Source organism: Caloranaerobacter longqiensis (assembly GCF_050286925.1).
Lineage (GTDB): Bacteria > Bacillota > Clostridia > Tissierellales > Thermohalobacteraceae > Caloranaerobacter.
Genome location: NZ_JBFWFX010000001.1, coordinates 383,114 through 397,666 on the forward strand (window position 1 = coordinate 383,114; position 14,553 = coordinate 397,666).

Consider the following 14,553-nt stretch of genomic DNA (forward strand, 5'->3'; position numbering starts at 1 on the left):
TCATGCAATATCCCACTTAATTATACAATTTTATGCATAATTAAACAAGAGATACAACCGTTTGCCACACGCTTTGTCAACAAACAAAATGCGGCTAAAAGCCGCATACATTCCCATCTATTCTAACTTAAACCCTTTTATCAACGTATCCAATCTATAAGCCATATCACGTAATTTTTCAGCAGACTCATTTATCTGATGAATAATTGACTGCTGCTCTTCTGTACTTGCTAATACAGTTTGAGTTCCTGAAGCGGTTTCTTGAGAAATCTCACCAACTTGAACAAATGCTGTTTCTATTTCATTCATTTCTTGAGATAGCTCTTCTACTATACCATAAAACTCTTCAACAATATTAGATACTTTATTTGTTTCAGCAATAATATTGTTAAAGAACTTTGTCGTATTATTAATTATCTCTCTTCCTCTGTCCACTTCATTTATTCCCTCATCCATAGATTTTACAACTTCATTCATCTCATTTTGTATCTCATTTACTATCTTAACTATATCGTTTGAAGCACTACTTGTCTGTTCCGCAAGTTGTCTTACTTCCTCAGCAACAACTGTAAAACCTCTTCCATATTCACCTGCTCTTGCTGCCTCAATAGCAGCATTTAAAGCTAAAAGATTAGTCTGTTTTGATATGTTATCAATAAATGTAACTATATTGCCAATTTCCATTGTATGTTGCTTTAATTTTTTCAATTTCTCAGCTGATTCTCTAACCCTTTTCGTAATTAAATTCATAGTTTCTTCTGACATCTTTACATCATCAGAACCTGCTTTAGCTATATCTGAAGCAATATTTGCAGCTTGTAAAATATATTTAGTTTTATCTTCTACATTTTTCACACTCTCTGCCATTTTATTTACAACCTCATCAGCTTCATCTACGCTTCTAAGCTGTCTTTCTGTTCCTGCAGCAACTTGTTCAATAATCTTCGAAATCTCTTCTGAAGATTTAACAGTAAGCTCAGCACTATTTTTTAATTCTTCAGAAGATGTATTTATTTCTTCCCCAGCAGCTTGAACATTGGATATTATCATATGCAATGCATCAAGCATCTGATTAAATGCTTTCTGTAAGTCTCCAATCTCATTTTTGGCATTTTCTTCTGCTCTCTTAGTCAAATCTCCGTCTTTAATTCTATTTGCTACATTTACTAATTTTACAATAGGATCTGAGAATATTTTGGCAGCAATAGATGTAAATATAATAGCTAAAACAACTGCAGCTAATGTAATATACAATGTTCTATATAAATCTTTTAGATAGCTTTGTGCTATTTCATCTTTATTTTGCTCAACTATAACACCCCAACCAGTTGAAGGTACTACTGTATATGCTCCTATTACGTCTACTCCTTTATCGTTTTTATATGATAATTCAACACCTGTTTCTCCATTAATTGCTTTAATTGCACCTACAATTCCATTCTCTTTTGCATTAAATCTATTCAATACCTTTTCTCTAAACTTAGGATGACCAATTACAACTCCTGTTCTATCAACTATGTAAGCTATACCAGTTTGTCCAATCTTATGTGCTTTTGATAATTCCACTAAATCATTCAACGCTATTTTTGCAACTATCACACCTGTCTGTTTCCCAAATATATTTTTTATAGGCATAGCTATATTTACTCCAGAAAGCCTATTAGTTTCATCGATATAAGAATCAGAAATAGCTCTTTCTCCATTTAAAGCTTTCTTAAACCATTCTTCTTTACTTACATTCTTCTTATCTTTTCTATTAGCTGTAGATATAATCTCATTACCTTGCATATCGTATATGTATAACATCTGTATTTGGTCTATTTTAGTTACTGTAGAATTTAGTACAGTTGAACAATCAAACTCACTCATATTCATAAAATCATGAGTTGCAGTCAAAGTATCTAAAATATCAAAAGAACTTAAAATAAATATATCTACTTGCTTTGCGAGAGATTTAGCAATGGTAAGATTTGTAGATTCTATACTCTTTTCTATGCTTTTAGTTTGGGAATAGTAATTTATCAATCCTACAGAAACAATAGGTATTATTGTAAGGATTAAAACAATCGCCATTATTTGATTTTTAATTCTATGCTTTCTTGAAGTTTTCTTTTTACCCTTCTTTACCCTTTTAAACAACAATTTACTTTTTTCCTTTAATGATTTCTTTTTATCTTTTTTATATAATTTTTTTGAAAAAGTAAGTTTTAATTTTTTCTTCTTAAATAACCCCACTCAAATAACACCCCTTATTTTAAATTTTCATTATTATATTCTACATTTTTTTACATAATCCTCTTTATTTTCTGAATATTTTTGTTTTACAACAGAACAAAGCCACCAGAAAATCTGGTGACTTATCTAGCTTTAGACTTCAAATATTCATTTATAAAAAAATCTATATCCCCATCCATAACACTATTCACATTTCCAACTTCTGCACCGGTTCTATGATCCTTTACAAGATTATATGGGTGAAATATATAAGACCTTATTTGAGAACCCCAAGCAATTTGGTTGTACTCACCCTGCAGGTCTTCAATTTTTTCCTTCTGTTTAAGTCTTTCTAATTCCATTAATTTAGCTTTTAATATCTTCATAGCTGTTGCTTTATTGCTATGCTGGGATCTTTCGTTTTGGCATTGAACGACAATCCCAGTAGGTATATGAGTTATCCTAACAGCCGATTCAGTCTTGTTTACATGTTGACCTCCAGCACCACTTGCTCTATATGTGTCAATTCTTATTTCATTAGGAGCAATTTCTATATCTATTTCATCTTCTATTTCTGGAATTACATCAACCGATGCAAAAGACGTATGCCTTCTTCCAGATGAATCAAATGGAGATATTCTAACAAGCCTATGGACTCCTTTTTCAGATTTCAAATACCCATAAGCATTGAGTCCTTTTACAAGTAGAGTTACGCTTTTAATCCCAGCTTCTGGATCTGGTAATATATCTAAAACCTCAACAACATAACCCTTCCTTTCACACCATCTTCGATACATTCTCAGTAGCATCTGTGCCCAATCTTGAGCTTCTAATCCACCTGCACCTGAATGTATCGATAATATAGCATTATTTTTATCATATTCCTCATTAAGAAGGGTTTTTATCCTTATATCGTTAACTTTTTTATCGATACTATCAATTGTCTCTTTTATCTCATCTATTAAAGATAACTCTTCTTCCTCTTGAGCTAATTCTAAAAGCACTTCGGCATCTTCAATTTCCTTAATAATATCTTTGTATTCTTTCACTTTATCTTTTATATTCTTAAGCTCCTGAGCCACTTTTTGAGCTCTTTTATGATCATTCCAAAAATCTTGTTTTGCCATTTCCTCTTCAAGTTTCTTTATTTTATCCTCTAACCCTTCTATGTCAAAGAGAAACACCTATTTCTTGTATTTGCTCTCTAAAACTAGATACCTTATCTCTGAATTCTGCTAAATCTAGCATTATAACACCTCACTTCTCATTAGTAGATATCGATTGTTGACTAATTTTACATTTCTAACATCCAGTCTTAATTACTTTTATCTCTACTTCTTGCCTTTCAACTTTATCTATTAATTTATCGACTTTTTCTTCTAATCTAATAATTCTTTCTGAATTCTGTTTGTAGCCGTCAAATAGTGCATCTATTTTCTTCTCAATCTGATTTTCGATTATACTTTCTACTCTAGCTATTGCTTTTGCATTCTGTGCTATCGCTTTTGCATTACTCTTAACATCTTGTTTTATTTCCAATATTTCTACATACATCTTTTCCAATAATTCAAAAGTTTTATCATCCACTTTACCACCCCCAATCAACTATCTAATACCTATTAAACATTCTTTCCGCAGCATTTCTTATACTTCTTTCCACTACCGCATGGACATGGGTCATTTCTTCCTATTTTTTTACCTTTAACAATAGTCTTAGGTTTGCCACTATCTCCATGACTTACATTAGTTATTCTAGCTACCCTTTCTCTTTCTATTTTTTCAGCAGGTTGTAGATTAAATAAATATCTTACTGTATCCTCTTGAATGTTTTTTATCATTTCCTGGAACATATCATATCCTTCAATCTGATATGCTCTAACAGGGTCTTCGTTCCCCATCGCTCTTAAACCAATACCCTGTCTTAATTGATCCATAGCATCAATATGGTCCATCCACTTAGTATCTACAACTTTAAGCAGTATTACCCTCTCAAGTTCTCTTAACTGCTTTTCTCCTATTTCATTTTCCTTTTGTTTATACAGCTTTGTAGCTAAATCCATTATTATATCTTTTAAACCTTCTCTAGTTAAAGATTCTAAATTTTCTATTTTAAGCATTCCTTTAGGTAAAAATATATTTGCCAAATAGTCTTCAAGGCCTTTTAAATCCCACTCTTCAGGATATTTAGCATCAGCTGTATAAATGCTGATAGCTGTATCTACAATATTTTCTACCATAGAAATTATATGCTCTTTAATATTCTCTCCTTCTAGAACCTTTCTTCTTTCAGCGTATATAACCTCTCTCTGTTTATTCATAACATCATCATACTGAAGAACATGTTTTCTTATATTGAAGTTCCTAGCCTCCACTCTTTTCTGTGCTGTCTCTATTGACTTTGAAAGCAGAGGATGCTCTAAAGGTTCATCATCTGGCATACCCAAAGATTCAACCAAGCCTTTAATTCTATCACTACCAAATAGCCTCATTAAATCGTCCTCAAGTGAAATATAAAATCTAGAAGAACCAGGATCGCCCTGACGTCCAGAACGTCCTCTAAGCTGATTATCAATTCTACGTGATTCATGCCTTTCTGTACCTATAATATGAAGTCCTCCAGCTTCAATTACTTTTCTTTGCTCATCTTTTAAAGCCTCTTTAGTTTTATTTAATATTTCCTTGTACACCCTTCTTGCCTCTAAAATTTCTGGATCATCAGTATCTTCAAAACTATCTGCAAGAGAAATTATATGTTCACTATAATTTCTCTTTCTCATTTCACTTTTAGCTAAAAATTCAGGATTACCACCTAGAACAATGTCAGTTCCTCTACCTGCCATATTTGTTGCAATTGTTACAGCTTTATATCTACCTGCCTGAGCAACGATTTCAGCTTCTCTCTCATGATGCTTAGCATTTAACACCTCATGCTTTATTCCTTCTTTTTTAAGCATTTTACTTAATATTTCAGATTTTTCTATAGAAATAGTACCTACAAGAACAGGCTGTCCTTTCGCATTTCTCTCTTTAATCTCTTTTACAACTGCCTTAAATTTGGCTTCTTCAGTTTTATATACAACATCAGGATAATCTATCCTAATAACTGGTTTATTTGTAGGTATTTCTATTACGTCCATGCCATATATTTCTCTGAACTCTTCTTCTTCCGTTTTCGCTGTACCAGTCATTCCTGCCAACTTTTTATACATCCTGAAGTAATTTTGGAATGTTATAGTTGCTAAAGTCTTTGATTCTCTTCTTACATTAAGACCTTCTTTAGCTTCTATCGCCTGATGAAGACCATCACTATATCTTCTACCAAACATAAGTCTCCCTGTGAATTCATCAACTATTACAACTTCTCCATCTTTAACTACATAATCTCTATCTCTTTTCATAAGATTATGTGCTTTTAAAGCTTGATTAATATGATGCATTAGCTCCATATTCGCAGGATCGGCTAAATTCTCTATATTAAAGAATTTCTCTGCCTTTTTTACACCTTGTTCAGTAAGCGTTACAGTACGTGCCTTTTCATCTATAACAAAATCCCCTTTTTCTTCCTTTATCTCAAAATTGAAACGGTCTTTTTTCTCATTTGGATCTACTTTTGTTCCCTTTAATGTCTGCACAAAAGAATTAGCTGCGAAATAGAGGTTAGTTGACTTATCCCCTGTTCCTGAAATAATAAGAGGAGTTCTAGCCTCATCTATTAAAATACTGTCAACCTCATCTATTATTGCATAATTTAATTCTCTCTGAACCATTTCACTCTTATATATAACCATGTTGTCTCTTAAGTAGTCAAATCCAAACTCATTATTTGTACCATATGTTATATCGCAATTATAAGCCTTACGTCTTTCCTTATTATCTAATCCATGAACTATACAACCTACAGATAATCCTAAAAATTCGTAAATTTTACCCATCCAATCTCTATCTCTTTTAGCTAGATAGTCATTTACTGTTACTACATGAACTCCTTTTCCTGTAAGAGCATTAAGATAAACAGGTAAAGTAGCTACCAAAGTTTTACCTTCACCTGTTTTCATTTCAGCTATCCTTCCCTGGTGAAGAACAATACCACCTATTAGCTGAACCCTATAATGTCTCATACCAAGAACTCTATCAGCAGTTTCTCTGACAACTGCAAAAGCTTCTGGTAAAATGTCATCTAAACTCTCTCCATTTGCCAATCTATTTTTAAATTCTTGAGTTTTTTGTTTCAATTGTGCATCTGTAAGTTTCTTCATTTCATCTTCTAATGATTCTATTTTCTCAACTAACGGGTTTAATCTTTTAATTTCCCTCTCACTATAAGTTCCAAAAATCTTTTTAAATAGTCCTTTCACTTTCATCACCCTTCGGTTATTTTTACCTTATCTTTATATTTTATCACTAAAATTTGTAAGGGACAAGAGAAGTGTTTTTCATCGTTCGTCATTCGCTATTCGTTATTCGACACATAAATAAAACGGTGGAAAGTAATCTCCACCGTCTTCTACACTCTAATTTAAATCTCTGGCTCTATTAAACCATAATTTCCATCTTTTCTTTTATATACTACATTTACATCATCAGTTACCGCATTTCTAAAAACGAAGAAATTATGACCTAAAAGCTCCATTTGTAGTACAGCTTCTTCAGCATCCATAGGTTTAATAGCAAAACGTTTAGTCTTTACAATCTTTGGCTCATTATTTTGATTTTCTTCTAAAGGTATTATATTTTCAAATCTTATTGTTTTTCCATTACGATTTCTTTTTTGTAATTTAGTTTTATGCTTTCTAATCTGTCTTTCTAAAACATCTATCACCTTATCAATTGAAGTATACATATCACTGTTTTCTTCTTCAGCTCTAATAATACCACCTTCAAAAGGTATAGTAACTTCTATTATATGCCTATTTTTCTCAACATTCATTGTAACATGTACTTCAACATCTTTATGGAAATACTTATCTAACTTTTCCATCTTCTTTTCTACTACGTCCCTTAAGGCATTTGTAACCTCTATATTTTTTCCACTTACTATGATTTTCATGTATTTCCAACCCCTTTCACTTTATATAAGTTGTTAAAAAACAAATACTACCTTAAGTTTTTTTAATCCATAGGAAATTATAATAAAATCCTATATTTTAAAGATTTAATGTTGATTTTATTGAAACTTCGTCTGGCATGTTTACATGCCAGAGTCGTTAAATCCCCCCAAAAACTTTCCTTTAATATATTTTATAATTCATAGGAAATTATATTCCTTGTTAAAATTATATACAATTTTGAATATAATTTCCGTAATGAATTTCAACAAAATCTACCTTAATTTATTTAAATTAATTGTCATTTAAAATTTTATATTCTTATGATACCCACATATGCTGAGTAATTAACAAAAAATTTTTAAAAGAAAAATTTTTGATATAAATAATAAACCGATAGCTGCAAGCTTATTAGACAATAATTTATATTTTTCTATTTATTAGTACAAATATATTCATTAATTCTTCAATATACAGTTAGTTGTATAAATATTAATATAGCTTATCCACAATAGAATTATTAATAATTTGTGGATAAAATATGTATTATTCTGTGGATATTGTTGATAAGTCTGTGGAAAAAGTATATTTGTACATGTTTTATTGTTGAAAACTATGTGCATATATAGTGGACAAAAAAAATTTTTTGCTTTTTTATCTGATTTTAGACATAATATGAAATTTTTTTACAATTATATTTATTTTTTTGATAGTAGTTTCATCTTTTTTATATACAATATATTGAAATGATAGGTAGTAGATAAAAAAACACCTCAGGTTTTTGCCTGAGGGATATAAACCGAAGATTTTTTTATTTTTTTATGTTAATAAATATCGAACTATTCATATTTCTAATTTTATAAGCATTGTCGTATTCTTTTACAATCTTTTTACCTTGCTTAATATTCTTCAATTTAAGTTTAAGATTATCAAATTCATTTTTAATTTTTTCGTTATTATCAGTTTCTATTACTTGTACTTCTTTTAATGTTAATAAAATCTTATTTATTGTTTCCTTAAGATGCTTTAAATGAGGATATTCTTTAACATCAATCATTTCAATAGAATCTATTTTATTTATCACTTTAAATTCTTCATACTTTTCTATAAAAATACTATCTATCTTATTTACTTCATCTATTCTTTTTTGTTTTATATCTATATAATTCTGGAGCTCTTTGATATCATTATTCTTTATACACTCTGACTGCTTTTCAGTAATTTCTAATATCTCTTTAACTAAAGATAGTTTCATTTCACTAAGATTAATAAGTTCTTTTACCAAATCGCTTGACACTTTATCAGCTCCTAACTATTTAGCAGCCATTTTATTTTGTCTTGCTAATTTCATTGCCTCTTTCCAAGTATCTCTTAAATCTTCTACAATAGGCAATATTTCTTCTAAGATTTTTGAATCTTTTTTTATATTAGCTTCCATTAACTTGTCCAAAATAAATGTATATAAACTTCTTAAATTTTTAGATATTTCATAATCCATGTTCAAAGTAATATTTAACTCGCTAATTATATCTTGAGCTCTAACTATAGAATTATGGGCATTTTGTATATCTTTTTGTTCTATAAATAACTTACCTTGTTTTATAAATTTTATAGCTCCATTATATAGCATTAAAGTCAATTCTTCAGGAGTTGCTGTCATTATTGAATTTTGCTGATACTGTGCATATAGATTTTTCATTTCCATAATTTTTCATCCTTCCATAAAATTCTTTATCAGATCTGACCATTTAATGTTGATTGCTTCATCATTATATATACTTTATATATAATTTGAAGCTTCGAATGAATTCGAAGCTACTATGCGTTATTCCATCATTATTGCATTTGTATTTTTATTTTCAATTTTACATTTTTGATTTTAAATTCATAAAGAATGCTTTGCATTCTTTATGCCTACATTCCTCCACCAAATTGCGACATCAACCACATACTCTGCTGGTTCATTTGTGAAATCGCCTTTTCCATCGCTGTAAATTGTCTCCAATACCTATCCTCAATACTATCTAAATAGTCATACATATCATCAATTCTCTCATCAATATCAGAAATATCTTTTTCTAACATACTTATACCACTATATTGAGTTATAAAATCAATTAACATATTAGATTTTACATTCCTGAAAGTTTCAGAATAATCTCCAGGCCCTGATTTATTAATTATCTCTTTCATCCCAGCAATCATATTATCATAAAGTCTATTTATAAGACCACTCTCACTTCTCTTTTGTTGAATTTCAGCAGCTGTCATATCACTTTCTGATTTAGTCATTAATTCTTTACTAGGTTCTTTAAACAATAATTCTAAAACACTATCAACATCATTTTGTATAGCTGCCTTTAACTTAGTTTCATCAATTACTAATTTACCACCAGTAGAACCAGCAATATAACTTTCAGTTGTTATACCTATTTCTGTAAGCTGATCATAAGAACCAGTAACCCCAGAAACCTGTTCATATAATCCACTTCTAATATTATACATAGTTCTTGATAATATCGAATCATTTCTTAAAAGTCCACTTTTAGCTTTTTCTTCCCAAAGTTCTATTTCTTTTTCAGATAGTTCTTCTTTTTGCTCTTTAGTTAACGGTAGATAATCTCTATATCTCTTCTCTGTAAGTTTAGTATTTACCTTTTCAACAATTTCATTATATTTTTCAACAAAAGTCTTTATTTTATTGTATACTGCATCTACATCAGTGTCCACTTGAACTGTAAAACTACCAGTAGACTTTAAATTGAAATTTATTCCATTTATTGTGAATTGATTTGAATTCATTACAATATCTTTTGCTTCACCAAAGTCTATCTGGGCATCTACACCTGAATATCTTATACCATCTGTAAGGTTTGTTGGCGTTCCACCATTATCATAAGTCAACTTAAGTAAACTGCCTGCACCTGTTATAAAATTTAAGTTTCCTCCTCCTGAATCAGTGCTTGTATCTGTTATTTCAACCCAATTAGATGAACCAGTATTATCAGTCTGTAAGAAAAATCTATCAATTGTACTATCATAAACTGCTGTTACACCTAAATTTGCACTATTAATGTCACTAACAATATCGCTTAAAGATACTGTATCCAAATTAGTATATGTAAATGTCTTTTGCCCTGTATTAGTTGTAATAGTAAATTCTATTTTATCACCTGCAGCTAAACCAAACTGGCTAGCTATATTTGATGTATCCCCATTTGATATATTACTACTACTTGCTGCAGAAAAATTTTCTGCTAATCTATCAACAGTTATACTATAAGTACCTCTAACCGCACTTGAAATTGCACTAACTGTAGCTATGCTTTCATTTGAAGATGTTGCACTTTTTACCCAATCCAAACTACTAACTGATTTATTTACTAATGTCCCTGTAGACGTTGTTGTAGTTAATCCAAACTCTTTTTTAGTATCCAAAATAAAGTTTGCAAAATCTAAATTTATTTCTTGATACAACTCTTGTTTCCATTCAAGCAACTGCTTGTCTTGTTCTAATTTATCTACCTTTGTTCTTTCTACTTTCATAAGGTCGCTTACTATCTGGTCTATATCCATACCAGAAGCTAAACCACCAATTCTAAGATTACTCATTTGAACACCACCTCGAAACTCCTTTTAGGAGAATTCTAATATCATCTTTTACAACCTTACACTTTCTATATTTTTTATCGACAATATAGAAGAAAAACTTTAATGTATTAATATCTTATTTTATACTAAACTCAATATTTTAATCATCTCTGATAGTATATAAAACTCTCTTACCAAATTATCGTAGCTTAATTAAAGCATTTTACTTAAAATCTCTACTATTCTACTAGTTCCCATTCCATCGACTAAAAGTTGTTGTTTTTTAATATAATTTATCCTCAAATTGAAATCATCTTTTATAAGATGAATTTTTTTTAATACTTTTTCAACTTTTAACTTATTATACAATCCTAAACTTTTCACATATCCCAGCTCATCCATTTTCTTAACAATAAACTCTTGATTATCTGCATATATAAAAGCTAATGTAGGGGTTCCACATGCACATAATTCATATAATGTGCTTCCACCAGAAGATATAGCAATATCAGACCTTAGCATAATTCTTGACATATACTTTACATTTTCATGTAATATAACATTTTTATTTTCCCTGCTAATGTTTTTCAATTCTTCTTTATTAGTAAAGCTATTTCCAACAATAACATTTATCTTTAAATTTTTTAGTTCTTTATCTTGTAAAATCATATTTAATAATTTTACACTCATATTATGTGGATCTGAACCGCCTGTTGTAATCATAATTTCTTCTACTTCTTCTTTTACAATTCTCTCTGGAAGATTTCTAAACTCGTCCCTTATTAAGTTATATTTAGGTCCTAATAACATTATTTCATTTTCTGAATATTTCTTGTAATTCATATATTCTGCTGTTATATTACCATTTACTAATATATCGACAGGATATACAAATTTATTTAAGTCATCTATATATCCTAGTTTTTTTACATGGGGTTTTATTTTTAAAAAATATTCTTTTGTGACATTATAAGTATCTATGAAAAGTAAATCTATTTTATATAGCTTAATAATACTGTTTATTTCCTCTGCTTCTTTATCTAATTCTTCAGGATTCCCATAATTAAAACCAGTTGTGTTCTCTATCTCTCTATGTTTTAGTTGAATAACGTTAAAATTTTCTTCTTTTATTTTTTCTATTCCGCCCTTGTATTTACTTATAAAGAAAACTTTATATCCATTTCTTCTAAATTCTTTTGCTAATGATAATGAGCGCATTATATGTCCCATACCTATGTTTAAGCCACCATCTGCTCTGAATGCAACTGAATGCATATTAATCTACCTTTCTTATTAATTCGAAAACTTCTACATATTTCTTTCCTACTATTATTCCCCATCTCTGAGCTATAATTTTTAATGCTTTTAATGACCTTGGATGTGGATAATCTCTTATTTCAGTTTTATAACAGGCTATTGCGTCAAGTTTATCTTTAATTGTATCTTCTATATCAATAAATACATTTGGCTTAAAAATATTATCTTCATACTTAAAATTCCATTCTGTAGAAGAAGGTGTTTCAAAAGTATATATCTCTTTTACACTATATTCTCCAACAGGTCTACATGCTGTTATTACTGACTCAAATGTTTTTCTATGGTCTATATTTAAATCTCCATAATGATGTGTATATATTATATCTGGCTTTAACATATCTACATATTTTTCTACTTCTTTAATTATGTCTAATAAGTCTATTGAGTCAAACCTATTATCTGGTAGATTAGAAAAGTATACGTTTCTATATCCAATTATTTTTGCTGCATTTAATGTATCTTCATGAAGTTTATCTAATATCTTTTTATCTGTATCTTCTCTTTTTTTTCCTCTAGATGTCATACCTTCCCCTAAGATAAGGCAATCGACTATATCTCCTTTATTAACATGTTTCTTTACTGTACCACCTACACCTAATATTTCATCATCTGGATGTGCAGCTATTACTAGTATTTTACTCATGGCTTTCCACCTCTTTTATCTCAACGTCAGCAATTATTTTCCCACTTTTAAAACTTGCCCTTGAAAATTCTAATCTATACTTCCCAAACTTAATAAAAGCCTTTGGATATCCTTCGGCATCGAGCATTCTAATATAATCATATATTTGTTCTATTGTAAGCTCAGGTTTTATCTCACTTTGTTCTGGTTTTCTCCTTTTAAACTCAACTACTTCTCCTTTTTGTGGTTTTGGAATAAGTTGTTTGGCAATGATTTCTGGAATCATATCGTTAAAAATTATTTTTGATGCTCTAATGTATATTTCTTCAGCTGTACCATTTAAGTTCAAATCTTTCTTTAGATATATGTCTCCAGTATCTATTCCTCCATCTACTTTTATAGCTGAAATTTTTGTATTTTCTATGCCTCTTTCAATTAAATTTTGAAGAGGACTTCCCCCTCTACCAAAAGGTAAATCTGTCATATGAAATACTATACATGTAAAGTTATCATATATGTTTTGTGGAATAATCCACGACCAATGTGGAAAAAAGATATATTTAGGGTCTATTTCTTTTACTTTTTCATAAGTTAAATCATTTTTATCAGTAATAATAAAAGTTTCTATATTTTTATTTTCCTTTTTAAATTTAATTGCATTTTTTATATTCCAAGACTTAATAGTTGCTATAATAATTTTCATACTAAATCACCATACTCCAATCAATAGGTGTTCCTCTTTCTATATCTTTAGATGCTGTTCTCCCTAATATATCTTCATAGTACTTAGGAGCTAGTCCATACCCTGGTCTTATCACTTTTACGTTTTCTTCTGTGAATACTTCCCCTTTTTTAATATCTTTAATAACAAATATTGATCTTCTAAATTGTCTATTTATCTTTTCCTTTTCTGAAACCTCAAAGCTCACTTTTCCTATAGCTCTTTCTGCTGCTCTTATGTCTTCTACCATTTTCTTAAATTCATGGGGTTCCATTGAAAAAGATGAATCTGGATTTTCGATTTCTCTACTTATGCAGAAATGCTTTTCTACTACTTTAGCTCCAAGGGCTACTGCAGTTATCGCTCCTACTGAACCTAATGAATGGTCTGATAATCCAGCAATTACTCCGAAGGCTTCTTCTAAATACTTGATTGTCTTTAAGTTCATATCTTCTGGTACTGCTGGATATGCACTTGAACATTTAAGTAGGCATAAATTTTCATTACCTTGTGATTTTACCGCATTTACTGCATCTTCTATTTCCCCTAATGTTGCCATTCCAGTTGACATGATAATTGGTTTGCCCTTTGAGGCTACATATTTTATTAATGGTATATCAACTACTTCAAATGAAGCTATTTTATAAAAATGTACTCCTAGTTCCTCTAAAAAGTCTACTGCCGTTTTGTCAAAGGGAGTAGAGAGAAAATCTATTCCTATTTTATCTGCCTCTTCCTTTAATCTTGCTTGCCATTCCCATGGGGTATAGGCTTTCTTATATAAACTATAAAGATTTTCCCCTTTCCATGTTCCTTTTGTTATTTTAAAATATTCATTATCACAATCTATTGTCATTGTATCTGGTGTATAAGTCTGTATTTTAATACAATCTGCTCCTGATTCCTTTGCAGCATGTATAATCTCTATTGCTCTATTAAAATCACCTGCGTGGTTAGCTGACATCTCTGCTATTATATATGTCGGTTGTCCTTCGCCTATTAATCTGTCTTTTATTTTTATTGTTTTATTCATGAATATCCTC

Annotated in this window: 12 protein-coding genes; all 12 read right to left on the reverse strand. The window is 29.9% G+C overall.

Annotation, left to right across the window (positions count from 1 at the left end; all coding sequences use genetic code 11):
* Window positions 1–117: 117 nt before the first annotated feature.
* The 12 genes from AB4Y15_RS01955 to pseI all read right to left on the reverse strand — a co-directional run bounded on the left by AB4Y15_RS01955 (window position 118) and on the right by pseI (window position 14,543).
* Window positions 118–2,235, reverse strand: a complete 2,118-nt coding sequence (locus tag AB4Y15_RS01955) for a methyl-accepting chemotaxis protein (RefSeq protein WP_427338086.1) — start codon at window positions 2,233–2,235, stop codon at window positions 118–120.
* A 122-nt stretch (window positions 2,236–2,357) separates the two neighbouring features.
* Window positions 2,358–3,462 (reverse strand): peptide chain release factor 2 gene (gene prfB, locus AB4Y15_RS01960; protein ID WP_427338087.1). Its coding sequence is split into 2 segments (ribosomal slippage): window positions 2,358–3,395 and window positions 3,397–3,462, totalling 1,104 coding nucleotides; the frame shifts between segments, so codons are not numbered across the junction.
* A 54-nt stretch (window positions 3,463–3,516) separates the two neighbouring features.
* On the reverse strand, window positions 3,517–3,801 hold the full coding sequence (locus tag AB4Y15_RS01965; RefSeq protein ID WP_427338088.1) for a hypothetical protein: 285 nt from the start codon (window positions 3,799–3,801) through the stop codon (window positions 3,517–3,519).
* A 32-nt stretch (window positions 3,802–3,833) separates the two neighbouring features.
* On the reverse strand, window positions 3,834–6,569 hold the full coding sequence (secA, locus tag AB4Y15_RS01970; RefSeq protein WP_427338089.1) for a preprotein translocase subunit SecA: 2,736 nt from the start codon (window positions 6,567–6,569) through the stop codon (window positions 3,834–3,836).
* A gap of 161 nt (window positions 6,570–6,730) precedes the next feature.
* Complete coding sequence (gene hpf, locus AB4Y15_RS01975) at window positions 6,731–7,261, reverse strand: ribosome hibernation-promoting factor, HPF/YfiA family (RefSeq protein ID WP_427338090.1); 531 nt, start codon at window positions 7,259–7,261, stop codon at window positions 6,731–6,733.
* 809 nt (window positions 7,262–8,070) lie between these two features.
* A complete protein-coding gene (locus AB4Y15_RS01980; RefSeq protein WP_427338091.1) occupies window positions 8,071–8,556 on the reverse strand; it encodes a flagellar protein FlgN in 486 nt (161 codons plus the stop codon).
* Between the two features lie 15 nt (window positions 8,557–8,571).
* Window positions 8,572–8,964 (reverse strand): flagellar export chaperone FliS, encoded by a 393-nt coding sequence (gene fliS / locus AB4Y15_RS01985; protein ID WP_427338092.1) that lies wholly within the window; start codon window positions 8,962–8,964, stop codon window positions 8,572–8,574.
* Window positions 8,965–9,173: 209 nt separating this feature from the next.
* The gene (gene fliD / locus AB4Y15_RS01990) at window positions 9,174–10,871 is read right to left on the reverse strand and encodes a flagellar filament capping protein FliD (protein ID WP_427338093.1); all 1,698 of its coding nucleotides are present in this window, start codon (window positions 10,869–10,871) and stop codon (window positions 9,174–9,176) included.
* Window positions 10,872–11,063: 192 nt separating this feature from the next.
* A complete protein-coding gene (pseG, locus tag AB4Y15_RS01995; protein ID WP_427338094.1) occupies window positions 11,064–12,125 on the reverse strand; it encodes a UDP-2,4-diacetamido-2,4,6-trideoxy-beta-L-altropyranose hydrolase in 1,062 nt (353 codons plus the stop codon).
* Between the two features lies 1 nt (window position 12,126).
* Window positions 12,127–12,810, reverse strand: a complete 684-nt coding sequence (locus tag AB4Y15_RS02000; protein ID WP_427338095.1) for a PIG-L deacetylase family protein — start codon at window positions 12,808–12,810, stop codon at window positions 12,127–12,129.
* Window positions 12,803–13,492: a formyl transferase gene (locus tag AB4Y15_RS02005; protein ID WP_427338097.1), complete on the reverse strand. Its 690-nt coding sequence runs from the start codon at window positions 13,490–13,492 to the stop codon at window positions 12,803–12,805. Before AB4Y15_RS02005 ends, AB4Y15_RS02000 begins: the two co-directional genes overlap by 8 nt.
* Window position 13,493: 1 nt before the next feature.
* On the reverse strand, window positions 13,494–14,543 hold the full coding sequence (pseI, locus tag AB4Y15_RS02010) for a pseudaminic acid synthase (protein ID WP_427338098.1): 1,050 nt from the start codon (window positions 14,541–14,543) through the stop codon (window positions 13,494–13,496).
* Window positions 14,544–14,553: the final 10 nt, after the last annotated feature.